Origin of the sequence: Bradyrhizobium sp. USDA 326 (assembly GCF_049739485.1) — a bacterium.
Taxonomy (GTDB): Bacteria; Pseudomonadota; Alphaproteobacteria; order Rhizobiales; family Xanthobacteraceae; genus Bradyrhizobium.
The window spans coordinates 4,281,580-4,307,637 of sequence record NZ_JBMGQA010000001.1 but is presented as its reverse complement, the minus strand read 5'-3'; the positions used below and the strand labels follow the sequence as shown (position 1 = coordinate 4,307,637).

At 64.7% G+C, this 26,058-nt stretch carries 28 protein-coding genes, 1 tRNA gene and 1 pseudogene; 19 read left to right on the top strand and 11 right to left on the bottom strand.

The features are described 5' to 3' along the window. Positions 1–252: 252 nt before the first annotated feature. Positions 253–1,146 (top strand): substrate-binding domain-containing protein, encoded by an 894-nt coding sequence (locus ABIG06_RS20310; protein ID WP_370138362.1) that lies wholly within the window; start codon positions 253–255, stop codon positions 1,144–1,146. 100 nt (positions 1,147–1,246) lie between these two features. Further along, positions 1,247–2,461 carry an ABC transporter substrate-binding protein gene (locus ABIG06_RS20305; RefSeq protein ID WP_124161104.1) on the top strand — a complete coding sequence of 405 codons (1,215 nt, stop codon included), beginning with the start codon at positions 1,247–1,249 and terminating at the stop codon, positions 2,459–2,461. Between the two features lie 70 nt (positions 2,462–2,531). Here the strand turns inward: ABIG06_RS20305 and ABIG06_RS20300 are convergent, their stop codons facing one another. Continuing rightward, positions 2,532–3,518, bottom strand: a complete 987-nt coding sequence (locus tag ABIG06_RS20300; protein ID WP_370138361.1) for a TAXI family TRAP transporter solute-binding subunit — start codon at positions 3,516–3,518, stop codon at positions 2,532–2,534. A 106-nt stretch (positions 3,519–3,624) separates the two neighbouring features. Here ABIG06_RS20300 and ABIG06_RS20295 point away from each other — a divergent pair, with 106 nt between their 5' ends. From ABIG06_RS20295 to ABIG06_RS20280, 4 genes are all read left to right on the top strand, one after another. Further along, the gene (locus ABIG06_RS20295; RefSeq protein WP_370138359.1) at positions 3,625–4,599 is read left to right on the top strand and encodes a Bug family tripartite tricarboxylate transporter substrate binding protein; all 975 of its coding nucleotides are present in this window, start codon (positions 3,625–3,627) and stop codon (positions 4,597–4,599) included. A gap of 333 nt (positions 4,600–4,932) precedes the next feature. After that, positions 4,933–5,008: transfer RNA gene (locus ABIG06_RS20290), tRNA-Ile, on the top strand. A 234-nt stretch (positions 5,009–5,242) separates the two neighbouring features. Next, positions 5,243–5,872: a hypothetical protein gene (locus tag ABIG06_RS20285; protein ID WP_370138358.1), complete on the top strand. Its 630-nt coding sequence runs from the start codon at positions 5,243–5,245 to the stop codon at positions 5,870–5,872. 1,193 nt (positions 5,873–7,065) lie between these two features. Beyond that, positions 7,066–7,659: a MarR family winged helix-turn-helix transcriptional regulator gene (locus tag ABIG06_RS20280; RefSeq protein WP_349629072.1), complete on the top strand. Its 594-nt coding sequence runs from the start codon at positions 7,066–7,068 to the stop codon at positions 7,657–7,659. Between the two features lie 264 nt (positions 7,660–7,923). On the opposite strand, the gene ABIG06_RS20275 is transcribed toward ABIG06_RS20280, so the two are convergent. Next, on the bottom strand, positions 7,924–8,400 hold the full coding sequence (locus tag ABIG06_RS20275; RefSeq protein ID WP_124161101.1) for a DUF3833 family protein: 477 nt from the start codon (positions 8,398–8,400) through the stop codon (positions 7,924–7,926). A gap of 245 nt (positions 8,401–8,645) precedes the next feature. Here ABIG06_RS20275 and ABIG06_RS20270 point away from each other — a divergent pair, with 245 nt between their 5' ends. After that, positions 8,646–8,915: a hypothetical protein gene (locus tag ABIG06_RS20270; RefSeq protein ID WP_124161100.1), complete on the top strand. Its 270-nt coding sequence runs from the start codon at positions 8,646–8,648 to the stop codon at positions 8,913–8,915. A gap of 60 nt (positions 8,916–8,975) precedes the next feature. Here the strand turns inward: ABIG06_RS20270 and ABIG06_RS20265 are convergent, their stop codons facing one another. The 4 genes from ABIG06_RS20265 to ABIG06_RS20250 all read right to left on the bottom strand — a co-directional run bounded on the left by ABIG06_RS20265 (position 8,976) and on the right by ABIG06_RS20250 (position 11,615). Then, positions 8,976–9,917 carry a Ku protein gene (locus tag ABIG06_RS20265; RefSeq protein WP_370138356.1) on the bottom strand — a complete coding sequence of 314 codons (942 nt, stop codon included), beginning with the start codon at positions 9,915–9,917 and terminating at the stop codon, positions 8,976–8,978. Positions 9,918–10,101: 184 nt separating this feature from the next. After that, positions 10,102–10,899, bottom strand: coding sequence for an adenylate/guanylate cyclase domain-containing protein (locus ABIG06_RS20260; protein WP_124161098.1), 798 nt, complete (start codon positions 10,897–10,899; stop codon positions 10,102–10,104). 277 nt (positions 10,900–11,176) lie between these two features. Beyond that, entirely contained in the window at positions 11,177–11,389 is a 213-nt protein-coding gene (locus ABIG06_RS20255) for a hypothetical protein (RefSeq protein WP_370138355.1), read from the bottom strand. A gap of 1 nt (position 11,390) precedes the next feature. Continuing rightward, complete coding sequence (locus tag ABIG06_RS20250) at positions 11,391–11,615, bottom strand: hypothetical protein (protein WP_124161096.1); 225 nt, start codon at positions 11,613–11,615, stop codon at positions 11,391–11,393. A 624-nt stretch (positions 11,616–12,239) separates the two neighbouring features. On the opposite strand from ABIG06_RS20250, the gene ABIG06_RS20245 reads away from it, so the two are divergent. From ABIG06_RS20245 to ABIG06_RS20230, 4 genes are all read left to right on the top strand, one after another. Continuing rightward, a complete protein-coding gene (locus ABIG06_RS20245; RefSeq protein WP_124161094.1) occupies positions 12,240–12,608 on the top strand; it encodes a rhodanese-like domain-containing protein in 369 nt (122 codons plus the stop codon). Between the two features lie 148 nt (positions 12,609–12,756). Continuing rightward, complete coding sequence (locus tag ABIG06_RS20240) at positions 12,757–12,963, top strand: hypothetical protein (protein WP_124161093.1); 207 nt, start codon at positions 12,757–12,759, stop codon at positions 12,961–12,963. A gap of 88 nt (positions 12,964–13,051) precedes the next feature. Next, positions 13,052–13,231 carry a hypothetical protein gene (locus ABIG06_RS20235; RefSeq protein ID WP_124161092.1) on the top strand — a complete coding sequence of 60 codons (180 nt, stop codon included), beginning with the start codon at positions 13,052–13,054 and terminating at the stop codon, positions 13,229–13,231. 152 nt (positions 13,232–13,383) lie between these two features. Further along, a complete protein-coding gene (locus ABIG06_RS20230; RefSeq protein ID WP_370138353.1) occupies positions 13,384–13,680 on the top strand; it encodes a hypothetical protein in 297 nt (98 codons plus the stop codon). Positions 13,681–13,698: 18 nt separating this feature from the next. Here the strand turns inward: ABIG06_RS20230 and ABIG06_RS20225 are convergent, their stop codons facing one another. The 3 genes from ABIG06_RS20225 to ABIG06_RS20215 form a co-directional block, all read right to left on the bottom strand. Beyond that, the gene (locus tag ABIG06_RS20225; RefSeq protein ID WP_124161090.1) at positions 13,699–14,889 is read right to left on the bottom strand and encodes an adenylate/guanylate cyclase domain-containing protein; all 1,191 of its coding nucleotides are present in this window, start codon (positions 14,887–14,889) and stop codon (positions 13,699–13,701) included. Between the two features lie 109 nt (positions 14,890–14,998). Further along, entirely contained in the window at positions 14,999–15,583 is a 585-nt protein-coding gene (locus ABIG06_RS20220; RefSeq protein ID WP_370138352.1) for a HutD/Ves family protein, read from the bottom strand. A gap of 80 nt (positions 15,584–15,663) precedes the next feature. Continuing rightward, a complete protein-coding gene (locus ABIG06_RS20215; protein WP_370138351.1) occupies positions 15,664–17,757 on the bottom strand; it encodes an adenylate/guanylate cyclase domain-containing protein in 2,094 nt (697 codons plus the stop codon). Positions 17,758–18,061: 304 nt separating this feature from the next. On the opposite strand from ABIG06_RS20215, the gene ABIG06_RS20210 reads away from it, so the two are divergent. From ABIG06_RS20210 to ABIG06_RS20195, 4 genes are read left to right on the top strand one after another with little or no spacing between them, the layout of a single operon-like run. Continuing rightward, on the top strand, positions 18,062–18,367 hold the full coding sequence (locus tag ABIG06_RS20210; RefSeq protein ID WP_061879360.1) for a DUF2282 domain-containing protein: 306 nt from the start codon (positions 18,062–18,064) through the stop codon (positions 18,365–18,367). 43 nt (positions 18,368–18,410) lie between these two features. Beyond that, the gene (locus tag ABIG06_RS20205; RefSeq protein WP_370138350.1) at positions 18,411–19,328 is read left to right on the top strand and encodes a DUF692 domain-containing protein; all 918 of its coding nucleotides are present in this window, start codon (positions 18,411–18,413) and stop codon (positions 19,326–19,328) included. Next, on the top strand, positions 19,318–20,097 hold the full coding sequence (locus tag ABIG06_RS20200; protein WP_370138349.1) for a DNA-binding domain-containing protein: 780 nt from the start codon (positions 19,318–19,320) through the stop codon (positions 20,095–20,097). Before ABIG06_RS20205 ends, ABIG06_RS20200 begins: the two co-directional genes overlap by 11 nt. Then, positions 20,097–20,606 (top strand): DoxX family protein, encoded by a 510-nt coding sequence (locus ABIG06_RS20195; protein ID WP_370138348.1) that lies wholly within the window; start codon positions 20,097–20,099, stop codon positions 20,604–20,606. Before ABIG06_RS20200 ends, ABIG06_RS20195 begins: the two co-directional genes overlap by 1 nt. 250 nt (positions 20,607–20,856) lie before the next feature. Here ABIG06_RS20195 and ABIG06_RS20190 read toward each other — a convergent pair. Then, positions 20,857–21,055: pseudogene (locus ABIG06_RS20190) on the bottom strand (carboxymuconolactone decarboxylase family protein); the annotation flags it as partial. A 70-nt stretch (positions 21,056–21,125) separates the two neighbouring features. On the opposite strand from ABIG06_RS20190, the gene ABIG06_RS20185 reads away from it, so the two are divergent. The 4 genes from ABIG06_RS20185 (at position 21,126) to ABIG06_RS20170 (ending at position 24,440) form a co-directional block, all read left to right on the top strand. Next, on the top strand, positions 21,126–21,938 hold the full coding sequence (locus tag ABIG06_RS20185) for a class I SAM-dependent methyltransferase (RefSeq protein WP_124161084.1): 813 nt from the start codon (positions 21,126–21,128) through the stop codon (positions 21,936–21,938). Between the two features lie 358 nt (positions 21,939–22,296). Further along, on the top strand, positions 22,297–22,824 hold the full coding sequence (locus ABIG06_RS20180) for a hypothetical protein (protein ID WP_370138347.1): 528 nt from the start codon (positions 22,297–22,299) through the stop codon (positions 22,822–22,824). Positions 22,825–22,838: 14 nt separating this feature from the next. Continuing rightward, a complete protein-coding gene (locus ABIG06_RS20175) occupies positions 22,839–23,486 on the top strand; it encodes an isochorismatase family cysteine hydrolase (RefSeq protein ID WP_370138345.1) in 648 nt (215 codons plus the stop codon). Between the two features lie 132 nt (positions 23,487–23,618). Continuing rightward, a complete protein-coding gene (locus ABIG06_RS20170) occupies positions 23,619–24,440 on the top strand; it encodes an enoyl-CoA hydratase/isomerase family protein (RefSeq protein ID WP_370138343.1) in 822 nt (273 codons plus the stop codon). Between the two features lie 31 nt (positions 24,441–24,471). Here ABIG06_RS20170 and ABIG06_RS20165 read toward each other — a convergent pair whose 3' ends face one another. Beyond that, a complete protein-coding gene (locus ABIG06_RS20165) occupies positions 24,472–26,022 on the bottom strand; it encodes a L,D-transpeptidase (protein ID WP_370138342.1) in 1,551 nt (516 codons plus the stop codon). Between the last annotated feature and the right edge of the window lie 36 nt (positions 26,023–26,058).

The window sequence follows — 26,058 nt, the reverse complement described above, 5'->3', positions numbered from 1 at the left end:
ATGATGAGCGATTGCGCCGCACTCGTGACGCGTTTTCGCGCGGCATGATCGGGAAATTTCGGCAAGGCCGCCGAGCGCATCGCGCGAGCGATTGATTCAGGATCGTTCACCAAAGCAGAAATCGCGCGTGCGGGATGTATTGCAAAGCAGCGAGATGATCGGGCATGGTTCCCGCCGACAAAAAATCTGAAATGCAGAATTCCACCTGCGTCGGGCGTCAAAAAGAAGCAATAATTTGCATAGGAATGCAGGATGGAATTCCTGACGACCAGCGAAGCCGCCGACTATCTTCGGCTCGGCGAACGCAAGCTTTACGAACTCGTCACCACCGGTTCGATCCCCTGCACCAAGGTGACGGGGAAATGGCTCTTCCCGCGGCACGAACTCGACCTCTGGGTCCTGTCGGGACTGGCGCGTCCGGCCGGCATGTTGATCGCGGAGCCGCCGCCGATCGTCGGCGGCAGCCAGGACGAACTGTTGGATTGGAGCCTGCGCGAATCCGGCTCTGGCCTGGGATCGATGAGCGAGGGCAGCGCGCGCGGGCTCGAGCGCCTGCAGCGCAACGAGGTGATGGCCGCGGCGGTGCACTTCCACGCCTTGAACCCCTCCGACAATCTCGCCAGCGACGCCAGTATCGAAGTTCTGCGGGCCGCGCCGGACCTGCATGACGCCGTGCTGGTCGCGTTCGTGCGCCGTGAAGAAGGGCTGGTGCTGCCACACGGCAATCCCAAGCGGCTGCACAGCCTGACCGATGTGCTCGCACTCGGCGCCCGGATGGCGATGCGGCAACAGGGCACGGGCGCGCAGATGCTGCTCGACGTGCTCCTGAAGCGCGCGGGCGCCTCGACGCGCGATTTGCACCGCATCGAAACGGCGGCCCTGACCGGCCCGGATCTTGCCGAACTGGTCCGCGCCGGCCAGGCCGATTGCGGCATCGCGACCCGCGCGGCGGCGCGCTCGGCCGGTCTCGATTTCGTGCCGCTGGTCTGGGAGAACCTCGACCTCGCGATGCGGCAGCGCAGCTATTTCCGCCCTGCCATGCAGGCCGTGCTCCGCTTCCTGAACGAGCGGCGGCTGCGCCAGCGCGCCGACGAGCTGACCGGCTACGATCCCTCGCCTGCAGGACTGATCCGCTTCGCGGCCTGACGTTGACGCCCGCCCCCGAATAGTTGCAAAAGAAACCAATTCAGCCGGGCCGTACCCGGACGCAACACCGGCCAACGAGCCGGCTCAGGGGAGGACAAACGTGAATCCAACCAGATTTGGACTGCCGGTCGCGGCCGCCATGACGGCGGCCTTGCTGTCGGGCACGGCGTCGGCACAGGTGTCCGACGACGTCGTCAAGATCGGCGTGCTCACCGACATGAACGGCCCCGCCTCCGCGCCGACCGGCCAGGGCTCCGTGACGGCGGCGCAGATGGCGATCGACGATTTCGGCGGTACCGTGCTCGGCAAGCCGATCAGCATCGTGATCGGCGACCACCAGCTCAAGGCCGATATCGGCGGCACGATCGCGCGGCGCTGGTACGACGTCGACCAGGTCGATCTGATCGTCGACGTGCCGGTCTCCGCCGTCGGCCTCGCGGTGCAGAATGTCGCCAACGAGAAGAAGCGGCTGTTCATCACGCATTCCACGGGCACCGCGGATTTCCACGGCAAGTTCTGCTCGCCTTACGCGATCCAATGGGTGTTCGACACTCGCGCGCTCGCGGTCGGCACCGCGGATGCGGTGGTCAAGCGCGGCGGCGACAGCTGGTTCTTCATCACCGACGACTACGCCTTCGGCCATTCGCTGGAGCGCGATGCGTCCGCCGTCGTCACCGCCAATGGCGGCAAGGTGCTGGGCTCGGTGCGGCCGCCGCTGGCAACCCCCGACCTCTCCTCCTTCGTGCTGCAGGCCCAGGCCTCCAAGGCCAAGATCATCGGCATTGCCGCCGGTCCCCCCAACAATATGAACGAGATCAAGACCGGTTCGGAATTCGGCGTGTTCAAGGGCGGCCAGCAGATGGCGGCGCTGCTCGCGCTGATCACCGACATCCACGGCCTCGGCCTGCAGGCGGCGCAAGGCCTGCTCCTGACCACCTCGTTCTACTGGGACATGGACGACAAGACCCGCGAATGGTCGAAGCGCTATTTCGCCAAGTTGAACAAGATGCCGTCGATGTGGCAGGCCGGCGTCTATTCCAGCGTGATGCACTATCTCAACGCCATCAAGGAGACCGGCACCGACGATCCGCTCAAGGTGGCCGCCAAGATGCGCGAGAAGCCGATCGAGGATTTCTTCGCCCGCAACGGCAAACTGCGCGAGGACAATCTGATGGTGCACGACCTCTGGCTGGTGCAGGTGAAGACGCCGGAGGAGAGCAAATATCCGTGGGACTATTACAAGATCCTCACCACCATCTCCGGCGACAAGGCGTTCGGGCCACCGGACCCGGCCTGTGCGCTGGTGAAGAAATGATGGTGGCGAGTGGCGAATGGGGAGTAGCGAATGGGGACGCCTCCATTCGCTATTCGCAACTCGCCACTCGCTATTTCACCACGGCGATCTCGCGAAAGTATTTCATCACGCCCGGATGGATCAGCTCCATCTTCGGTGCCGCCGCGACCGTGTTTGCGGCCGTCGTCTCGCAGGCCTGTGCGAGCCTCTTGCAGAACGTCACTTCTGCGCCGTGCAGCGTTCTCGCGAGGCGATAGGCGACATCGTCGGGCAGGTCCTCGCGCGTGAGGACAAAGCTCCAGGAGCCGAGCGAGGCGATCGGCTCCGTCTGCTTCGGATAGGAGCCGGCCGGCACGGTGAGCGGCTTCAGGAACGCGTGCCTGGCACGGATGCGCGTGATCTCTTCGGCAGTGGGCGCGATGAAGCGCGCGCCTGCCGGGCTCGATGCCACCGCGGCAAAGCCGGGCCAGCCGATGCCGGCCCCCCACAGCGCGGCGACGCGGCCGTCCTCGACCATCGCCGGGCCGTCGCCGGCGCGGTCGAGATAAACAGCCTTGAAGTCCTCGTCCTGCTTCAGGCCGAGCCCGTCCAGCACATAGCGCGCCAGGATCGGCAGGCCCGAGCCTCTCGCGCCGAAGGCAACCGGCTGGCCGACGAGATCGCGGATCGTCTTGTAGGGACTGTCCGCGCGCACCACGAACATGCCGGGGTTGGAATAGATCGCGGTCAGGATCTTCAATCGCACCGGCGCACGGCCGATGCCCGCGAAGGCCTCATAGGCCGGCTCGCCCGCGACCAACGCGAGATCGAGCTCGCCTTTCTCGAGCAGCGGGATGTTCTCGTTACTACCCCTGGTGTTGCGCGGGACGATGGAGACTTGCGGATCGGCCGCGTTCATCACCTCCGCGAAGGCGTTGCCATAGAGCGGAAAGCCGCCGCCGGGCGTCGCGGTGCCGAGGCTGATTGTCTGGCTGATCGTCTGGCTGGTCGTCGTGGTCGGAATGGCCGTGCCTCCGGTCTGGGCAGCAGCGGGACTTGCGAGCAGCGCCGCACCGAGAAGGGTCATCGCGAATCTCATGGTCGCTCCTGGCGGACCTGCGTCAACACCGACTTGCGACGATATAGGCAGCGCCCCGATTTTGTGAAAGCATGCAGCCAACGACAATAAAGCAATGGGAGACGTCATGGTGCGAATTTTGCGTCACGGTTTGTTCGGGCTCGCAGTCCTCTTAGGTCTTTTCAGCACCACCCCTCCCGCCTCCGCCGCCTATCCCGACCGTCCCGTGCACTGGCTGATCGGCTTCGCCGCCGGCGGCCCGGTCGACATCGTGGCGCGGATCATGGCGCAATGGCTGTCGGAGCGGCTCGGGCAGCAGGTCATCGTCGAGAACCGCACCGGCTCCGGCGGCAACATCGCCGCCGCCGCCGCGATCAACTCGCCGCCGGACGGCTACACCCTGCTGTTCGTCGCGCCCAACAACGCGATCTCGACCTCGCTCTACAAGAAGCTGCCGTTCGACTTCCTGCGCGACACCGTGCCGGTGGCCAGCATCATGCAGCTCACCAACATGCTGGTCGTCTCCAACGCGTTCCCGCCGAAGTCGGTCAAGGAGTTCATCGACTATTGCAAGGCCAACCCCGGCAAGGTCTCCTATGCCTCGTCCGGCAACGGCACCTCGGTGCACATGTCGGCAGAGCTGTTCAAGGTGATGACGAAGTGCGACATGGTGCACGTGCCCTATCGCGGCTCGGCCATCGCCTTCCCGGACATCATCTCCAACAAGGTGCAGCTGATCTTCGACAATCTGCCCTCGGCGATGGAGCAGGTGAAGGGCGGCAACGTCCGCGCCTTAGGGGTGACCTCGCCGCAGCGCTGGCCGAGCGTGCCCGACGTGCCCGCGATCGCCGAGACCGTGCCGGGCTTCGAATCGGTCGGCTTCTACGGCATCTCCGCGCCGAAGGGCACGCCGCCCGAGGTGATCGAGACCCTCAACAAGGCCGTCGGCGAAGCGCTGAAGGACCCGAAGCTGGTGGCAAAGCTCGCCGAGACCGGCGGCATCCCCAAGCCGATGACGCCGGCCGAGTTCGGCAAGCTGGTCGCGGACGAGACCGAGAAATGGCGCAAGGTGGTCGAGTTCGCCGGGGTCTCGGTGGACTAGGCGGCAGGCCGCCGAGCGCGGCCGCATGACATTTGAGGGGGCCAACTAGGCCCTCTCAAACAAAGTTGCGAAAACAACCCCATGCACAGTAGACGAGGCCAGTGATTTCAAGGGGTTACCGCCCGACTCGAAAAAACCTCCGAAAAAGCGGTTTGCTCCGTCGGGCAAAACAGGGTTATACAGGCATCGTTGCTAATTTCGGCTATTCAAAAATGCTCTATGATGGTGTAGCGGCGTTCCCCGCCGCGAGAGCCAGCATTGCACCCCCGCCTCCGTCCCTGTAAACGAACCGCGCACCGTTGCCGGCCGCCTTCCTGCGGCCGCCTCGCGGCGGGGCCTGTAGCTCAATGGTTAGAGCCGGCCGCTCATAACGGTCTGGTTGCAGGTTCGAGTCCTGCCGGGCCCACCACGCTTCGCTCTTCGGGCTACGCGTGGCGCAGCCGAGCGGAGAACGGCGGGCGAAGCGTGGTGTCCGGCGTAGCTGGAGCGCAGCGGAAGCGAAGACGGACTGTGGAGGCGAGTTCGGCTGAGCAGGCTAACGCCACAGATCAAAGTAAGCATGTGAAGGCCGTCGCCCCGGAGCTAACGGTCGAAAGCGGTTCGTGCTTGCAACTCCAAGAACCTTTTCGATGAATCTGCGACCATGACCACCTTTGCTCAAGCCGCGGAGAAAGCGGCTCGTAGGCTACGGTGGCTGCCCGTCATTGCAGCTATTGCCGCGGTTATGACTGCGACTCCCCTTGCGTGGGACAGTAAGAACTTTGGCACGTTTGTGCTTGTCATCTCAGTCTACTTGCCCGTGTTGGCACTAGTTGTCCTCGGCCTCTGCATCTGGGCGGGAGTTGAAAGGAAATCACCTCGAGCGCGTTCGATCGTAATCTCGCTGGTGATCATGCTCACGCTGATCGGCGGAACATTCTGGGCAGTGCCGCCGCTGAAGGATGAACTTCGATTTCTGTCTGTGTCTCTCACTCACAACGACGCACTGCGAGGGTTCGCAGACAAAGACGCGATCATTTTGGATTGGGAAAGCTGGGGAATGATAGGCATGGAAAACGACGCTTACCTTGTCTCGAACCCAAGCGACTCTCTTGCCGAGGCGGTGGAGCTTCGGAGTGGCTCCGCCACGTCGGATCGAGTTGCGAAATCGTTGTTTCGAAACAAATGCGTCGTGGAATCTTTATCGTCACGACTTACAATTGTCCGCTTCGATGAACAACGGCCAAGCGAGAACGTCAGAAACTTCGCCGCCCGCGACAACCAGGTAATTTGACGTCGTTGCGGCGAGCACATCCGGCCCGTCCTCTAGACGTTCATCAATGGCGAGTTTCCTCCCTGGAACCGCTCACAATCTGATTTCCCGTTGCTTTACATAGCTCACATACCGATCTGGTTGGCTAAGCGAAGCCAACTTCCAGCCAACTCTCCAAGCATCCGACTTTTGGTGCCATCCTGTGTTTCCCGTGCCAATCGATAGCAGTCTGCTGATTGATCTCTGCAATAATTTGAAGTCTGCAAGGTGCGATCTCCAACATCGGCATCCTGATCGATGACGTCACGTCTTCGTCATCGACAATACGTCGCAATGAATATCGGAAGGGAAAGACCGGGCGTCGGCCTCCAACCGCGGACGCTCGTGAAGGTTCCTAGAGCCGCTTCTTTCTCAAGGCCTCAAGGCGGCCCCTCTCAGCACGGCCGCCTGCGATGCGAACGGGACGCGACAATCAGTCCACCGGATGGTTTGTCGATCATCAAGTTCGATCTTCCGTAGCTTGGACGATCGCGTCTCGCCCTGACCGGAGGAATGCGGTTGAATTGGTCGGCGCACACGCATCATTGGACGCTTGAGACCGGTGCATCGGTATGGCTCATGGCCGCCGCGAAAGGCCAGACTGCCCCGCCTCGCGGCGTGGACCTGCCGATTCTTCTAGGAGACGGAGCGGTCCTCAAGACGTTGGTGAGTGACTCTTCAGCCTGTCGGATCGTGATCGAGCTGGACAGCGGCCATCTTCGGCGCTTGGCACCCGGGCCAGGCAAGCCTTTAAATCCCACCCGTTTCCCCAGTTCGTGCTGGATCGTTCAGCGCCGACTGTAGAGCAGGCGATCATCGGGTGGGCTCTTCCTTGATCATGGGCCCAATGCTTCCGCGCCCGCAGAACCAGCAGGCGAATAGAAGCAAAGGCAGGTCAATGAGGTTCGGGACATTCAGGAGCAGCGCCAATTTCTCAGGAAGCTGCGGCACAAAGATGAATTGAAGCGATCTGCCGCTCACCATTGCGTTGGCTGTGGAACTGCCGCACCGTCGGCGGCAAGTCTTGTCAGGTTCATGTAAAGAATGGCCTATTGCAGATGATCGTCAACGTGGCCGCACAAGCGCTGATTGCAAACCTTCGTATGTAGACGTCATTTTCTTCGTGCGCTGCTAGCTCTGACCTGTGTATTGCCAGAGCATACGAGAGGGCGAGGATGATTACGGCAGCACGGGAAGCAGTCGACCTGCTAATTCAAGCCGCGAGCAGTTGGCAGTTCGACGATACTCTCGACGGATTGCGTGATCGAGAGTGGATGGCGCTGCGCTTTCTCGCGCGCGCGAACAGATTCTCGCGAACACCCTCCGGATTAGCCCAGTTCGTCGGCACAAGTCGTGCTACCGCTTCTCAGACAGTCAAGCGTCTCGAAGACAAGGGCTACCTTCAGCGCCGAAATTCTGATCAAGACAAGCGCTCGGTGATCCTTGATGTAACTCCGCGAGGAGAAAAGCTCCTTTTAACGGATCCAATTACGCAGCTCGTTCACGCGATTGCTGCGCTTGAACTTGGCGCAAAAAACTTTCGTGATTTGCTTCGCCAGATATTGGAGCAACTGGACGCGCGCCGTGATCGTCACCATGCGGATAATTGCAGAAAGTGCATTTTCCTAGGTGAGGCAACCTCCAACCGTGCGAGCAGAAAGCAGCCTGAATATACGTGCAGATTCTTTCGGGCCGATGTCGACGCATCCGAAATCGATCTTCTGTGCTTCAATTTCGAGCGTAGAGAGAGCGGCGCTTTCCCCGTCTAGTTCTCGGGCAAGGATGCATCCGGGCCCCGGAGCGCCTGGGAGTCCGGGGCCATAACCTCAGCAACGTCGTGGCGGCGCCGCTCGGCTACGTTGGCTAATCTATGAAGCTTTTATGAAGATGCGTTGAGGTGGCGCAAGGGTCGCGGAACTCATTGCCAAGACGGGCGCCCATTTGAGCGATTGGAATTACGGTGACAGTGCACTAAATGGCCGGCGCATGCCGCTTCGCACCGATTGAATGTACTGTCACCGCCGAGTCCAAACCTATAGCTTCCGATACGTAACATGCGCCGTCGCGAAAGGGATGCCCGCACGCCCGGCGCTTCCGCGAACGATGCAGGCGCGATCATCGATCGCGTAGAACCAGTCATCGAAGTTCAGCTTGAACGACTTGCCATCGCCTTGAGGCGTATCGCGCGTGTACGTCCAATGGAATGCACAACCGGCCTGCTCGCCGGTGGCTTCGCCTTCCAGGCGGTTCTCATGGCCGGTGTATCGACCTTCGTCCAGCTTGTGAATCGTCCAGCGCAGCGTGTCGCTGTGACCGTCATCGAAGGTGTAGGTTTCGGTCAGGACGACAGTATCGGTGTCCGCGTCGAGCTCGCCATGAGCCGTGATCGTCGCCCGCTTCAGAAGCCCGCCGACGAGGCTTTCGACCACCGCCCAGCCTTCCAAGCGGCCAACGAAGAACCGCTCAGGGAGAAACACCGGTGTGGTGCCGGCGAACGCGTCTATGGCCATGGCTTTTCCTCCGAAACCGATGACCACTCAAGTCGCCTCTCGGCCCCGGGTTCCGCAGCAAAGACCCGCCTAGCCCGGTCGCGTGCTTGCGGCGCATGCAGACCGCGTCAACCCCTCGCGTTCTCCACAGCCCTTGGGAACACGTGGACAAGCCCAGCCCTACCGTTTGGGAATCCCTGACCCGTGCTAACCGCCGGGAACGAGCGGGCGGGCGGACGGATTCGTCCCGGCGAGGAGCGGTTCTCATGCTGATGACGAAGGAAAGACGGCCGGCGATCCGCACGCTGCGCGGATGGGCCGTCAATGTGCTGCAAGAGGCTGGCGCCATCCACGAATGCGAGGAGCACGGCTGGGCCAGGGATCGTGCCGACCCGCACGCTCGGACACGCGCGCTCGCGCTTGCGCGGAAGCATCCGCCGGACGGCGTCTCCGCGGATCAGGCCGTCGCGGAGATCAACGATGTCCTCGATTCGATCGGCGATGCGTGTCCGGAGTGTCCGGACGAGAGCCTTTGAGGCCTGCGGCAAGGAGCTTCGCGTACGACGACGAAGTAGCGTCCGGCGTCACCGGATGCTTCATGCCGATTTCCGCCGCGCCGCTGAGGCCTGCTTCTTCGCGGACGTCTCCTTGGCGGCCGCCTTCTTGCCTGCGATCGGCATCAGCATCTCCTTCTGGCCGGCCGCCGCCTTCCTCGGCTTCTTCGCCGGCTTGACCGCCTTCGCAGGCGCGGCCTGCTTCCCGGCTTCCTTCCCGACGCTGCGCCGCAGCGCTTCCATGAGGTCGACGACGTTCTCGCCCTTCGGCCGCTCCTTCGGCCGGATGACCTTGCCGGCGCGCTTTTCGTTGATCAGCTCGATCAGCGCGGTCTCGTAATGGTCCTCGAACTTCTCGGGAGCGAATCGTCCAGCCTTCTGGTTGACGATGTGCCTGGCGAGATCGAGCATGTCCTTGGTGACTTTCACATCCTGGATGTCGTCGAAATAGTCCTGCTCGCTGCGCACCTCGTAGGGATAGCGCAGGAGGGTACCGACGAGGCCCTTGTCCATCGGCTCCAGCGCGATGATGTGCTCGCGGTTGGTCAGCACCACCCGCCCGATCGCGACCTTGTCCATCTCGCGGATGGTCTCGCGGATCACCGCGAAGGCGTCATGGCCGACCTTGCCGTCGGGCCGGATGTAATAGGGGCGGATCAGATAGCGGGGGTCGATGTCCGACCGGGCGACGAACTCGTCGATCTCGATGGTGCGCGTGGACTCCAGCGCGATCTCCTCGAGCTCCTCCTTGGACACCTCGATGTATTGGCCCTTCTCGAGCTCATAGCCCTTGACGATGTCCTCGTTCGGCACCTCGTCGCCGGTGTCCGCATCGACTTTCACGTATTTGATGCGGTGGCCGGTCTGCCGGTTGAGCTGGTTGAACGAGATCTTCTCGCTCTCGGACGTGGCCGGATAGAGCGCCACGGGACAGGTGACGAGGGACAGTCTCAGGAAGCCTTTCCAGTTGGCGCGCGGGGCCATGTACGCAGAACTCCGGTTCGAGGCGGCTCGGATTCAAGACGAACGGCCGGCCTGGGTTCCGACATGGCTTGTGCAGAAAAACGCGGGACGCGAGCTGGCCGAGCGCAGCCGGCCTGGGCGGGATCGGTTTCGGCCGGAAGCGGGCCCGCATCCGGCACATCCCGTGAACGGACGCGCCTCGCCCTCACCCCTCCACCCGCCACAGCCTCCACCTTTCCGGCACGCCCTTGAGCCGGTGCACGCCGTGATCCCTCAGGCTGATCGCGGACTGCGCCGTCATCAGCTCCTTCACCGCGCTCGACACCAGCACCTCGCCCGCGCGCGCCTTTGCGGCGACGCGGGTGCCGATGTGGAAGGCGAGGCCGACCATTTCGCCGCCGCTGATGGTGTATTCGCCGGCGTGCAGGCCGACCCGGATCTCGAGGCCGAGCGTGCGCATGGCCTTCTGGATCGCGGTCGCGCAGGCGATGCCGGCGGCGGGCTTCTTGAAGGTCGCGAGCACGCCGTCGCCGGTGGTCACGACCTCCTTGCCGCCGCACGTCTTCAGCTCCTTGCGAACGGCGGCGTAATAGTGGCCCATCACCTTGGTCCAGCGCGCATCGCCGAGCTTGGCGGCCTTCGCGGTGGAGCCGACGATGTCGACGATCAGGATGGTGGCGAGCGCCTGCTTGAGCTCGGTGCCGCGCGCGGCCGAAGGACGCCGGTTGGCGATGGGGCCGGTCAGCGGCTCGTAGCGATGATTGCGGCGCCGCGCGATCGCGGCCTTGGTGTAGTCCTGCGCGCGCTGCGCGGTGCCGCAACGAACCGTCTTCTCCTGCGGCAGACGCGACCAGTAGACCTTGCGGCCGGCACCGGCGCCATGCACCTCCACCGCGCCCCACTTCAGGAAGACCGCCGAGCCAACGCGCCTGACGCACCACGCCTTCGACGTGTACCCGGAGACGTTGGACTGATGGACACCGATGCGAAGGAATTTCGGCATGAACGTGCGGCCAAGGACCGTTTGCGTCGCTTTCGCAAAAGCTAGTCGCACAACCCGGCGTTGGCAACCGGACTCCCGTCCCGCCCTCCGCCTGCAGAGCAATCGCATGTGGAAGCGAGGTCCCTTATGGCCATGCTTCGAGACGCACGCCGTTGGCGGGCCTCAGGATGAGGATGGAGTGCGCGGCAGCAGTTTCAACGGGCACCGATGCGCCTGGCCTCCGCCTGAACGAGATGCCATTTGCGATTGCCCTGCACTGCGCCCGCCAGCGGGCAATCTAAATTCCTCTGCCGCCGCCCTGTTGGCCGATCGTGCAGCGCCACCCGGCCAGACGTTCGGCCGGATGCTGCGCCATCCATTCGGCGAGCTGCGGCGCGCCGATCAGGCAGGACTGCATCGTGACGTCGGCGAAGTCCGCGGTCGTGACGATCTGTTCATGACAGTCCGTCGGAGATGACAGGCTGCAGAGCACGGCGATGATCCTGATCATCTCACACGAGCTCCTGCGGCCAATCGTATTCGGGCCTGGCCGCCGGGCGCGTCGCCGGTTTGGCGGCGTCGACGCTGGAGGCCTTTTCGGCGCGCCGCTGATAGTCATCGGCCAGCAGCTTCAGCCGGGTCGCGACCACCTCGTCGGTCATGCTCATCGCAGCGCGCAGCAGGCTCTGCGCCGTTTCCATGTATTGCTTGCCTCGTCGTGACATCTGCAGGGTCATAGCATCCTCGCGCGGTTCTCTGGAGAAACGTCGATGGCGATAGGGACACGGCCGAACCAGTCGCGGTCGTCCCGGCGGCGGGTCGCGAGACGTTCGACGCACTTCTTCGAGCAGAGCGAGTTGCGCCACGCGTAATACCTGACAAGACCGAATCGGCCGTCGCAGACGGCACAGCGTCCGGTTTGGCCATGAAGATTTGCGGAGCAGGTTGGCATTGACGTCTCCTCTCGTTGTCGCGCCTGATGTCGCCGATCACCTCTTCTGTTGCACCGGGGCTTGCCTCGCCTCCCGATGACGCGGGCGGCACTCGTCGTCTAAAGCGCAATGCGATCAGGATCATCATCGCGCTTTAGGTGATTGTTTAAGCATGATCTTTTCGGAAAACCGCTGTGCACTTTTCCGGATCATGCTTTAGGCCGCCAACGAAGCCAGCTTACGAGAGCTGCGCGGCGATCTCTTTCACCAAGGCGTCCTCAATTGCGCATCCGCACGACGCCCGGCCCGGCACATGAGGGGGCCGGCAAACGCCCGCTTGCACGGCGTCCATCGACCGGAGGAGGCGCAGTCAAAAGCGATGTGCTATCCTCCCGCGGGGCGGCGGGAGAGAGAACCCAGAGAGAACCCATGGCAACGAGTGTCAAGCAAATGCTGGAAGCTGCCAACGCGGCGGTCCCGAAGATCACGTCGGAGCAGGCGGCCGAGATGATCAGAAGCGGCAACACGCTGGTCGTCGACGTTCGCGATGCGCCGGAAGTCGCCGCCAGTGGCAAGATCGCCGGGGCCGTGAACGTCTCGCGCGGGATGCTGGAGTTTCGCGCCGATCCGGAGTCGCCCTATCACGACAAGGCGTTCGACAAGACCAAGACCGTCATCCTCTATTGCGCGTCCGGCGGCAGATCGGCGCTGGCCGGGAAGGTGCTGAAGGATATGGGCTACGACAAGGTCTACAACGTCGGCGGGTTCAAGGATTGGTCCGGGGCGGTCGAGAAATAGGCGGAACAGGCAGCGCGGTTCCCGTTTCCTGGCGCTCGCATATCACGGCCATGAACGATTGATCCGGGGGGCGCGGACCTTGGTGCCGCGCGCCCCGAATGGCACTTCCTGCGGCAAGGCGCGTTGCGGTCCTTTCGAGGAGGTGCAGATGACCAAGACGAAGGCTTCCGACGCGAAAGTCGCAAGGACGGGAACACAGCCCACGCTCAATCCCGGCGATGAAGCCCCGCCCGGAACCATGGGCACCGGCGAAGACATCTGTCCCGAGTGCCACGGCAAGGGGCGTATCGACGGCGCGCCTTGCGCGACCTGCGGCGGGAGCGGCACCGTCATTCGGGCCATTGGCGGCGCCTGACCTTGCTGCGTCGATCGGGACTTCATCTTCGTAGCAACGATTGGCCGTCACGCGTGTTCTCCTCACCTGGAACACAGTGAGGCGCGCCATGGGCAAGGATAGCGAACTGAAGCCCGACGACTTCCCGATCGTAGCCGACAAGGACAAGCTGAAGACCCACAAGGGCGAGCACGTCGCCGAGGCCGAATCGGAGCAGATTGCCGATGAGATCGCCGACCGGCTGAACGAGCACGCGCACCAGGAAGAGCAGGATCGCTGGTCGGCGTAGCGGCAGCCCGCCGCGCCCCGCAGGATTTGGAACGACCAGGCGTTCCCGCGCATTGGCCCGCGCCAGATCCGACATGATCCGGCAATGGCGGCCCCGGCACGAACCGCCCCCGGACGGCCGGGGCCGCCTGATCGCGAGCGAAAGGAGCGAACATGAAAGCGCTTGTTCTGGCAGGGCTCATTGCAGCTCTCGCGTCTCAACCTTCCGCGTTCGCCCAAGGCGGCGCGGGTGCCTCCAGAACCGGATCGAGCATCGATGCAACCGGAACAGGCGGCACGACGGGCGCGGGCGCATCGAGCCTCAACACGTCATCGGACGCCAACAGCGGCGGCTCGAGCGCACCGGCGAAATCAAAGACGGAGCGCCCCGGGGACAATGACACCAGGCAAAGCCAGGGCGGCCAGATGAAGGCACCGGGGGCCGGCACGATGGGAACGAACCGCAAATAGGGGCGGAAGCTCGCGCCCTCACTCCGGATACGCAAACAGATCGATCGGCTCGTTGAAGCCGCGCACCTCGTGCCGGCCGACATGCTCCAGCGCGAACTCTTTCTCCACCAGTTCGGCGAAGGCACGCGACAGCAGCACCTTCTTGCCGATCGTCTTGGTCAGCGCCTCGAGGCGGGAGGCCATGTTGACGGCCGGGCCGATCACGGTGAAGTCGAGCCGGCTGGTCGATCCGATATTGCCGTACATGACGTCGCCGACATGGACGCCGATGCCGTAGTTCAGCGGCGCGCGGCCGGTGCCGCTGTTCCGCTCGTTCAGCGCAGCCATGGCCTGCCGGGCCTCGGCCACGGCATGCAGCAGGTTCGCGCAGGCGTCGGGCGCGCTGAGCGGGAAGATCGCGAGCAGTCCGTCGCCGATGAATTTCAGGATCTCGCCGCCGTGTCGCGCAATCGGCTCCGACATCGCGTCGAAATAGTCGTTGAGCAGGTCGATGACGTCGTCGCGCGGCCAGTTGTCGGAAATCTTGGTGAAATCCCTGAGGTCGCAGATCATGATCGCGGCGCGGACCGTCGTGCCGGTGCCGCGCCTCGTGGCGCCGGCAAGGATGAGCTCGCCGGCATGGGAGCCGACATAGGTCTCCAGCAGCGTCCGTGCCAGCCGGTTCTTGATACGGATCTCGCTGACCAGCGCCAGCACCGGCAGCAGCTTCTTCAGACCCGCGATATGCGCATCGTCGAAGCCGCCGGGCCGGTCGGTCGCGAAGGTGACGATGTGGCGCTTGCCGAGCGTATGGTAGAGCGGCCAGGCGACATAATCGGTGAGGCCCCTGGCGCGCATCTCGTCATAGAGGGCGTGCTTGCGGCCGAGCGAGGGATCCTGCTCGAGCCTCTCCCGCAGTTCGGTGGCGCCGTCATGGATCTCGTGGGCGGCGCTGCCGATATATTCAGGCCGCTCGCGAACTTCATAGTCGACCAGCGCAATCTCGGCCTCGCGGCTCCCGTCGGACCACATCATGCGGGCCCCCAGCCATTGCGGGTGATTGATCAACACGTGGAGCGTCGCACGCTTCACGGGAATGCCGTCCTGCTGCAGGCGGATGCACATCTGCGCGAAGATGTCGTCGATGAAGCGCTCGTCGCGCGTGCCGTTGGTCAGCCAGTCGATGACACCGTCGGCAGGCGTGGGGGCATGGTTGTCTGGCGCGTTCATATCCTGCCCCTCGAGCTGCGGTGTGCTACCGAAGCAGATATCACGCCCCGGGCGGGCGGCGTCAACCTGACCAATTGCATGGGCAGCGGTCGAGCGCCGCAGCGGCGGCCTAAGCGAGCAGCCGGATCGATCCCAGCACGGCGACGCCCGAAACGAGCGCAAGCATCGCCGGCTCCGTCAGCTCGACCTTCAACGTGCCTTGGCTGGGAACCGTAAAATTCTCGCCGTCGAGACGGATGCGGCATTCGCCGCGCGCGGCGTAGACGAGATGGGTGCCCACCGCGAGCGGCCGCTCGCCGGGCTCCCTGAGCGCGAGGAGATCAATCTCCGCCGCACCGCGCCGCGCCATCAGGTTCACGACCTCGACCGGACCGGCCTCGAGCTCGGTGACGATCTCGAGCTCGCCGGTGAAGCGCACGGTCGTGAAAGGTTCACGTTCGTCGAATTCCTGCGTGGGCGACTTCAGCACGAGCCCGCGCCCATCGACGACCATCTGCAAGCGGTCGATACCGGGCATGTAGGAGAAGGGACCGGGCGCCGCGATCGGCGTCGAGGCAAAGCGCCACAGCAGGCTGTCCCAGCTCTTCTGCGCCGCATCGTCCCGATGAGCGTCCGCAATGTCGGTGAAGATGCCGCCGCCGTTCTTCCAGGGTGAGCGGGTGTAGTCGTCAGGTTTGAGCAGCGTGGTTTTCATGTCCACATCATGCGCGGGATGGACCGGCTTTGCCACCGGTTTTCACGGCAGCCACTGGAGCCCGAATTGGGTGTACGCCGCTATTTCGACGCCAATGCTGCCACCGGTCGCCAGGCGTTATCAGGCGACGTCGCGGCGAACTGCCGGCAACGGTCACGCATCAGCTCTGCCGGACGATCGCAGCCGCGCTGTTTCAACACCATCTCGAAGTCGGCGAGCGCGTCGGCGAACCGCCGCGCACGATAGGCGGAGAGACCGCGCTCGTAATCCGCGATCCAGCCGATCGTGTCGCCAGCGGCCGTTTCGCCCGCGATCCCGATCAGCTCGTGGACGGAGATCCCCTCCTCGCGTCCGTAGACCGCGATGCTGTCGATCTCGCGCGTGATGACGGCACCGCGCGCCAGACGTTCGGCCCTCGCGCCGATCAGTATCTGCGTGCCATAGGATTTGTTGGCGCCTTCGAGCCGGCTGGCGACGTTCACGGCATCGCCGATCACGGTGTAGTTCAGCCGCAGCTCCGAGCCGATATTGCCGACCAGCATGCGGCCCGAATTGATGCCGATACGGATCTGGAGCGGCTGCCCGAGATCGTCGACGAGACCCGATTCTTCGATCGCCCTCCGGCAGGCGAGCGCCGCGCGACAGCATCGCGCGGCGTGATCGTCTTGCGGCTGCGGCGCGCCCCAGAACGCCATCACGGCGTCCCCGATGAACTTGTCGATGGTCCCGCCATTGGCGACGATGATCTCCGAGGTGATATCGAGATAGCGCGACAGCAGCGGCACCACGCGATCGCCCAGCCGCTCGGACAACCCCGTAAAGCCGGCGATGTCGATGAACATCACGCTGAGCTCCTGGACGCTGCCGCCGGGCCTCGCCTCGACGCCCTGGCGCAGCAAGCCGCGGACGAGGTCCGCCGGGATGAACTTGCGGAAGGCGGACAATCCGGCCGCCATCTCTGCAATCGCGCCCGACAGGCTCGCGATTTCCCTGAGCCGCGACGGATGGCGGCGGACCTGCTCCAGCGCGAAGGCCTCGACATGGCGCAGCTCGCCGGCAACGCGTGACAGCGGCGCGGCGATGACTGAGCGCGCCAGCACCGCCGAGGCCAGCGCCGCGAGCACGGCGCCGACGGCAAGGCCGAGGATCAGACGCCGCAGCGTCGTCTCGACCGGCCCGAGAAATTCGGCCTCGGGGATCACGGTCGCGAGCGACCAGCCGGGAAACGGCAGCGGCGTCAGCGCGACTTCATAGGCAGCGCCGCCCGACGTGAGCCGGCTCCGCCAGGCCTCCCTGCCACCGGCCTCGCCCGCCTTGTGAAGCGCCAGGCGCGCGAGCGGCAGCAGCGCCGTGTCGCCACGCGCCGGATGAAGCTCGTCGGCATCCTTGTCCGGCGCGGCGACGAGCTCGCCGCTGCCATCGACGATGAAGGCGGTCCCCGTGCGCCCGACCTCGAGCTGCGACAGGAATCGCGCGAGCCTGGTGTATTCGATGACGACGGCCAGTACGCCTTGCCGCTCCTGATAGACGTCGATCGGTCCTGCAAAGGCGATCGACGGCCGCACGCCGGTCGCATGGTCCAGCACCCTGAACCATTGCGGATCATCCGCGGTCAGCCCGGCCTTGAACCAGGCCTGGTCGGCGACGCGGAATCCGGTCGGCTCGAACCGGCGGTTGGCGAACTCGATGTCGCCGGGCACCACGTCATATTCATCGACGCGGCGCTGGCCGGCATGGTCGGTCAGCGAGATCTCCATCATCTCCAGCCGGCGATCGCCGAGCTTGTGCGCGGCGAAGAAGGAGCCGTCGGGCCAGCCGAACGCGACCCAGGAAATCGTCGCCTGCGACTGCAATTGCGAGAGAAAGACGAACTCGCGCTTGTCGGCCTCGCGGGTATCGAGCACGTTCTGGAGGAACAGCGTGCGGATGGCGGTGTGGGCGGCGCGCGCCTCGTCGACGATGGCCGACACCTCCTTGCGCACCGCCGCCACGATCTGCTCGTTGATGGTGGAGGCGAGCTGCCGGCTGGTCGCTTCCGCCGTGCGCCACCACAACAGGCTGCAGAGGGCGGCCGTCAGCAGGATTGCCGCCAGGACCAGCGCGGAGACCGCAAGGCGGATGCTGACCGTCAGCCCTGCGATCGCGCGAAGCCGTCGTTCGGGATCGACATTCATCGCTGCTTTCGCGCCTCGTTGCGAGTCACTGACATTCTTACGCCGCCGATGCCCGTTCGTTACCTCTGGCAGGAGCGAGCGCGCGCAGCCAATGCCCGCTGGCTACCATCTCGATAGAATCTGGGCATTGGCTTCGCGCCGCCGCTTGCCCGCTAATCGCCGCTCGAGCGCACCGCCCGTGCGCCCGATCCAATCGGTCTCACGGATTCGTGAGCAGCCTGCCGGTAACGCGGGTGGCGAGCGGAGCGAAAGAGATCATGCGCAGCCGCCTGTCAGGCGATGCCATCTCGAACAGGAGAATTCGATGTCTGCCAAACATGCTGTCACCTCCCTCGTCCTCGCCGGCGCGATGTCGACCGCGCTTGCGACCCTTGCCGCCGCCGGGCCACTGACCAAGGCAGAGGGCGATGCGGCCGTCGCCGCCAAGAAGGAAAAGTGCTTCGGCGTCGCACTGAAGGGCCAGAACGATTGCGCGGCAGGTCCGGGCACGACCTGCCAGGGCACCTCGACCGTCGACTTCCAGGGCAACGCCTGGAAATTCGTGCAGGGCGGCACCTGCACCAGCATCGAGCTGCCGAACGGCAAGAAGGGTTCGCTGAAGCCGGTGTAACGGCCGGCGGGGCATCGCCAGCAAGCACGAACGGAGCAGCACGATGAGCACGGAGATCAAGTCGACCGGATCTGCGGCCGTGCCGCTCCGCTTCGCGATGCCCATCGGCGGCGTCGCCGGGACGAGCTTCAAGCCGGAGCATCTCCCTGATATCCTCGAGGCGGGACCTCGGCGCGGCTTCTTCGAGGTCCACGCCGAGAACTACATGGGCGCCGGCGGCCCGCCGCATCGTGCGCTGGAGGAGATCCGCCGCGACCACCCGCTCTCGCTGCATGGCGTGTGCATGTCGATCGGCGGGCCCAAGCCGCTCGACAAGGCGCATCTGGCGCGCTTCCGCGGCCTGGTCGCACGCTATCAGCCGGCGCTGGTCTCCGAGCATCTCGCCTGGTCGACGCATGAGACCAGCTTCTTCAACGATCTTCTGCCCCTGCCCTATACCGGAGCGACGCTCGCTTGCGTTTGCGATCACATCGACCAGGTGCAGGAGGCGATCCGCCGTCCGCTGCTGCTGGAAAACCCCTCGACCTATGTCGCGTTTCGCGAATCCTCGATGAGCGAGACCGAGTTCATTCGCGCCGTCGCAGAGCGCACCGGTTGCGGCCTGCTGCTCGACGTCAACAATGTGTTCGTCTCCGCCACCAACCAGGGATTCTCGGCGTTGGAATACCTCGCGGACTTCCCGCTGTCGCGCGTCGGGGAAATTCATCTCGCGGGCCATGCCGAGCAGGCCGATGAAGAAGGTGACCTGCTGTTGATCGATAGCCACGATGGCCCGGTCGCCGACGCTGTCTGGACGCTCTACGAGATCGTGATCCGGCGCCGCGGCGCGGTGCCGACGCTGATCGAATGGGACAGCAAGATACCGGACTGGCCAGTGCTGCAGGCGGAAGCCTTCGCGGCCCAGGCGATCCTCGACCGTCATCAGTCCGCCGCGCCCGCAGGAGACCGTCGTGCCGCCTGAACCCGGCCTGTCCTTCACCGCTTCGTTCGCGCCGGCGCTGCTGGATCCGGCGCGCAGCACGCCCGACGGCCTGACCGGCCCGAACGGCAAGGCCGCCGGCCGACGCTACGACGTCTACCGCAACAACGTCACCGTCAGCCTGATCGACGCGCTGGCCGCAATCTATCCGGCAGTCCAGCGCATCACCGGCGCCGACTTCTTCCGCGCCATGGCGCGTTCCCACGTCCGGAGCAACCCACCGGCATCGCCGCTGCTGTTCGAGTACGGCCGCGATTTCCCGGAGTTCATCGCGCGGTATGAGCATGCGCTGGCCATGCCCTGGCTCCCCGACGTCGCCCGCATCGAACGCGCCTGGCTCGATGCCTATCACGCTGCCGACGCTCTTCCGCTGTCGCCGGCCCGGCTGTCGGCGGTGACGCCCGATCGATTGGCCGATCTGGTGTTCGTTCCACATCCGGCGGCGCGATGCCTGCACTCGCAATACGCGGCCGTGACGATCTTTGCCGCCAACCGCGACGATGCACCGGTCACGCGCATCGATGCCTCCACGCCGGAGGATGCCCTGATCACGCGCCCCGAATGCGACGTCGCCGTGCGCCGCCTCCCGCCGGGCGGTGCAGTGTTCGCAGACTGCCTGATCTCGGGGCGGCCGCTCGGCGAGGCCGCGGCGTCGGCGCTGGAAGCCTCAAGCGAATTCGACATCGCCGCGAACATCGCCGGACTGATCGAGGCCGGCGCCTTCACCTCGCTCGCTTGCGGAGACCAATGATGATCACGGACCAGCACATGAGCACCGACAGCGGCCCGCTCTCGCCAGGACTGCTCGTCGAGAGGGCCAATCATCTGGTCCAAATGATTGCCGTCCCTTCGCTGGTGCAGCTCGTGCTGCGTATCGCGCTGGCCGTGCCGTTCTGGCGCTCGGGCCTCCTCAAATGGGACGGCTTCCTCAGGCTCAACGACACCGCCGTGACGCTGTTCAGTGACGAGTTCATGCTGCATCTGCCGGGTGGGCCTTACCACTTTCCGGCGCCGACGGTGATGGCCTTCCTGTCGGGTTCGGGCGAGATCATGTTCCCGGTCCTGCTGGTGCTGGGACTGGGCACGCGGTTCGCAGCGCTGGGACTGCTGTTCATGACGCTGATCGTGGAGCTCACGGTGCCAGACGGCTGGCCGATCCACCTCACCTGGGCCGCTATGGCGCTCGGCATCATGGCCTACGGGCCGGGGCACATTTCGCTCGATCATCTGATCTGTCGCGCGCGTTCGCCGGAGCGATAGGCACACGATCTTGTCTATCCACAAGCACGCCGTCATCCTGAGGTGCGCGCTCTTGCGCGCCTCGAAGGATAGGCTGCAAGCGCCCGTAGCTCATCCTTCGAGGCTCACTTTGCAATGCAAGTGCGCTGGCCGCCGCCGACGATGAGGATGCGACGCCCCTTTTCAGGCGTTCCGTACCCGGGGGTTGCCCAGCGATTCCGCGCTCGGCGGACGAATGTAACGGTCCGGCTTGCTATCGGTCTCCGCCATCTCAGCCACCCGGCCTCCTGCCGCCGTCATAGACCTTCATGCCGGCCGCGGGATCGAGATCGGTCTCGGTCGCCTCGGTCAGGCGCGCCATCATCATGTAGAAGCCGAGCGCGACGATCGACGATCTCCTGGTCACTGAAGTGTTTTCTCGCGGCTGCTAAGGTCGCCTCCGCCACGCGGACGTTCTCGACCGCCTCGCGAAGACGACGTAAGGACCGAGGCCAAACCATGCTAACCTGAAGCCGTATCCGAACCTTCAGGGAGGCAAGCATGCCCGACACTGACAAGGTCTTCGCCGGCTCGATCCCCAGACTCTACGACGAATATCTCGTTCCGATGATCTTCGCCGTCTACGCCGAGGACATCGCAAGACGCGTCGCGGCGCTCTCACCCTCCGCGCTGCTGGAGATCGCGGCCGGCACCGGGGCGGTGACGCGCGCCGTGGCAGCGGCGCTGCCGCGCGGCATCCGCTACGTTGCGACCGATCTGAACGAACCGATGCTCGCGGTCGCCGCACAGCGGCAGGCGGGTGATGATCGCATCACCTGGCGCCAGGCGGACGGAATGGACCTGCCCTTCGCCGATGCCGAGTTCGACGTGGTCTGCTGCCAGTTCGGCGCGATGTTCTTTCCGGACCGGATCAGGGCGTACGGAGAGGTGAAGCGAGTGCTGAAGGGCGACGGCACGTTCGTCTTCAACGTCTGGGATCGCATCGAGGACAATGTGCTCGCGCAGGAAGCAACGGTCGCGCTCGAAGAGCTGTTTCCAGACGATCCACCTCGTTTCATGGTGCGGACGCCGCACGGCTATTGCGACAAGTCCGTCATCAGAAGCGACCTCGAACGGGCGGGCTTCCGTGACATATTGATCGAAACCCGACCTGAAATCAGCCGCGCGCCGTCGGCCGAATACGCCGCCATTGCGCTCTGCCAGGGCACGCCGCTGCGCAGCGAGATCGAGGCAAGGGATGCCGGCAAGCTTCAGGCGGCGACCGATATCGTTGCCGAGGCGATCCGGACGCGCCATGGGCCCGGCCCGGTCGAGGGCAAGATCCAGGCTATCGTGATCGAGGCACGCGGGTAGTTGCGCGGAGCGTAATCCACTGCGCCACCGGCTTCGCCTTCAAGACCAACGGCGCGCGCATGCATCGGGCCGGCAGGCGCAGAGCTGCGGCCTCCCGATCACCGCCATAACAGAATCTCGCAGTCCCTAACACCGGCCGGTCCGATCGGCGCCGGGCGACGGTCTGCGCGTTTTCCGCGCGCTTTCCACGGCTCCTCGGAGGCTAACGACCTATAACAACCCATAACGAGCAATTTCCGGCGGCCCGCGCCAGTTTGGTCGCAGGACGAGCGGCCAGCCACCCCTGCGAGCACATTGGGCAGCGTTGGGACACGGAGCCGCGAAGCCTCGAGCCTGCAACCCATGAGGAGTTCCGGAGATGACCGATAACCAGATCGTTGATTCAAGTTTCACCGCCATCATCAACGCACCGATCGACCAGATCGACCTCCCCGAATGGTGCTTCAACCTGCCGGAACGCGAATATCAGGGTTGCTCGCCCGCGCACATCGCCGCGGGCTTCACGACGGCGCCGGACGGCAAGCGGATGTCCATCAATGTCGAGATCATCGGCGGCAGCCTCATGGTGCAACACTATGTCGAGACGCTGGGCGAGAAGGACCATCTGATCCTCGATTCCACCTCCGACGTGTTCACGCCCAATGGACACACCACCATTCACGTGACCTGGGAGTTGAGCGTGAAGGAGATCGAGCCCGGCAAGTGCGAGTTCACCAATCGCGTCAGGTCGTACGCGACGGACGAGTTCATGTCGTTCATCGGCAAGCAGGGCATTCCGTTCGACCTGTTTCGCGCCCAGCGCCAGCCCGCCTCGATCGCTCACAATCAGGGCGAAGCGCCATTGTTCGCTGCAAGCATCGAGCGCGCGGCCCTGGCGAACGCCTGACGACGGAGAGTCCCATGACCGACCTATCCTACGACAAGACCGTCACGGCGCTCCTGGTGGTCGATCCCTACAACGACTTCATTTCGGAAGGCGGCAAGATCTGGCCGCGGATCAAGGCCATCGCCGAATCGAACAATTGCGTTCCACACATGCAACAGGTCCTGCAGGCCGCGCGCGACGCGAAGCTTCGCGTCGTCTACGCCATGCACCATCGCTACCGCGAAGGCGATTATGCATCCTGGAAGTACATTGCGCCGATCCAGCGGAGAGCGTGGAGGAACAGGAGCTTCGAATTCGGCACCTGGGGCGGCGAGTTCCGCGCCGAGTTCGTGCCCGCACCCGGCGAGATCGTCGCCAGCGAGCATTGGTGCTCCAGTGGCTTCGCCAACACCGATCTGGATCTCCAGCTGAAGCGGCACGGCATCCAGCGGCTCATCGTCATCGGACTGGTCGCGCACACCTGCATCGAAGCGACGGTCCGCTTTGCTGCCGAACTCGGCTACGACGTCACGGTCGTCAGGGATGCGGTTGCCGATTACTCCGAAGAGATGATGCACGCAGCGCTCGACATCAACATGCCCAACTACGCCAGCGCGATCGTGACGACGGACGAGGTCGTCGCGGCGCTGTCGTCAAACCGGGCGATCACCGCTGCCGTGTGATCTTGATCCGACGAAAGCCCGGGACGGTTGAACCGGATCGGGCGGCATTCGCGCGGAAATGCCTGCGCACCGACGCGGGCAACAAGCCCGAATGCGACCGAACATCCCTCGCAACATCACATGGAGACAGCAGTGAGCCGGCAGATCACGATCGAGAAGTCGCTGCCAGGATTCTGGACCGCCACATTCAACAATCCGCCCATCAACCTGATCGATCCGGACACGATCGGCGAACTGCAGGCGCTGGTTGCGGCGCTCGAAGCCGATGCGCATGTGAAGGTTGTGGTATTCCGGAGTGCCGACCCTGATTTCTTCCTCGCGCATTGGGACGTGCTTGCCGACAAGACCAAGGTCGCGGCGATGCCGCCCGGTCCGACCGGAATGCACCCGTGGATCGACGTGCTCGTGCGGCTGTCGCGGGCGCCGGTCGCCTCCATTGCCGAGATCCGTGGCCGCGCACGCGGTGCGGGGAGCGAATTCGTCCTCGCCTGCGATATGCGCTTCGCCAGTCGCGAGCGCGCGATCCTGGGGCAGTTCGAGGTCGGGCTCGGCTCGGTGCCCGGCGGAAATCCGATGGCGCGGCTGGCCGGCCTGATGGGACGCGGGCGCGGGCTGGAGGTGATCTTGGGCGCCGACGATTTTTCAGCCGACCTCGCCGAGCGCTACGGCTACGTCAATAGAGCCCTGCCGGACAGTGAGATCGAGGCATTCGTCGATGCGTTCGCACGCCGCCTCGCCTCGTTCGAAAAGCACGCGCTGGTCGGTGCCAAGGCCCTGATGAACGACGTCACGCTCCCTGCGGACGGCGTCTTTCCGGCGGCGCTGTCGGCCTTCTTCAGCTCAGCATCTCACCCAGCCAGCCGCGCGCGTGCGGCGGCTCTGGTCGAACGCGGCCTCCAGCTCCGTTCCGACATTGAGCTGCGGCTGGGCCAGGCGGTGGCCGACCTCGGATGATGTCCACAGCGACGATGCGCGCGGCGCATCCCTACCAGAAGCCGCGCTGCATCGGCTGCGCCGGCTGATAGTACTGGTACTGGCTGCGTCGGCGCGGATTGGCCGGCTGCACGTAGGGATCGCGCTGCTGGAAGAAGAAGAAGCCGTTCCCGCCGTTGTCCCAGCCATCGTCGCTCGCGATCATGGCAGGCGCGGTCGGCTTGCGCGTGATGAAACCCCCCTGCGGCTCGTTGCTCAGCACGGCGACGAACTCGGTGCGGTAGTTGGTCTCGCTGCTGAGGGGCTCATCCGAGACGATGATCGACGAGCGCGGCAGCGCAGTCGGCCCGATGCGATCCCACACGTCCTGCGGGATGGTGATGCGGTCGAGCGCATTCCTCGCCTCGTCGCTGTTCTCGATCGTGACCACGTTCCAGCGCAGGCCTGTATCGGTCTTCGCCATCGCGGTGAAGACATGCGTACCCAGCGGCTGGTCGGGATTGCGGATCGTGACGGGAACCTCGATGCTGGTGTCGAACACCTCGCCGCCGCCATCGGGCGCCGGCTTGTGCGTGTTCCGCCGCACGTAGAGCTTCTGCGTCGCGCGGCTGATGTAGACCGAGACCGGCTCGCCTGCGAGCTTCGCGTCGGTCGCCGCCTTCACGGCGTCGGCTTTCCGGGTCGCGGCCGCCTTCGCGGCTTCCTTCGTGGCGGCCACTGCATCGCGCTTCGGCTGCGCGTCGGCCCTGGCGGCATCGAGCTGCGTCGCCGCGTCGGCAGCCTTGGCCGCGGCCTTCTGCTTCAGTTCCTCGGCCTTGGCGCGGGCCTGATCGGTCCTGGCGTTCGCGAGCGTCTTGTCGGCGAAGGCGAGCTCGGCATCGGCGCGGGCCTTCTGCTGTTCCAGCTTGCGCAGCGCGGCGGGAAGCGAGGCAGCTTCCTTCGCGGCGGCAGAAGCAGCCTTCCTGGCCGCATCGGCGGCCCGCGTGGCCTCCTCGGCCTCGGCGGAGAGCTTGTCGGCAAGGCCAGGCGCGGCCGCGATGGCGTCCGGCTTCGGCACGAACAGCGAGGGGTGGGAGAAGTCGGCCGGGGCCGCGTCGTGCGGCGAGATGATCACGCGCATCCCGATATTCGTCTTGTCGAACAGGTTCTCGGCGAAGCCGAACGGCATGCGCACGCAGCCATGCGAGGCGGCATAGCCGGGCAGCGGTCCGCCATGCAGCGCGATACCGTTCCAGGTGATGCGCAGCATATTCGGCATCCAGGCATCGTCATACATGGTCGAGCGGTGGTCCTTGTCCTTCTCGACGATGGCGAACACGCCCGCCGGCGTCTCGCGGCCCGTCGTCCCGGTCGACACCGGCGCGCGCATGATCCAGCCGTCGGCATCGTAGAAAGTGACCTGCTGGCTCTTGATCGACACGATCGCCATGATCGGCTCGCCGGCCACACGCGGCGCCACGGCCTCGACCGCCTGACGCGGCTGCTTGGCGGCGGTTGCGGGCGTCGCCGCCAATGCGACCATTGACGCCAACGCCACAATTCCGGGAGGCCCCCAACGCCGCATCGCCACGATGGAACGCGCCGTCGTCAGTCGGTTTTTCATGCCATCCTCGGTCGAATTGCCAGTCCGCCTGTGTCG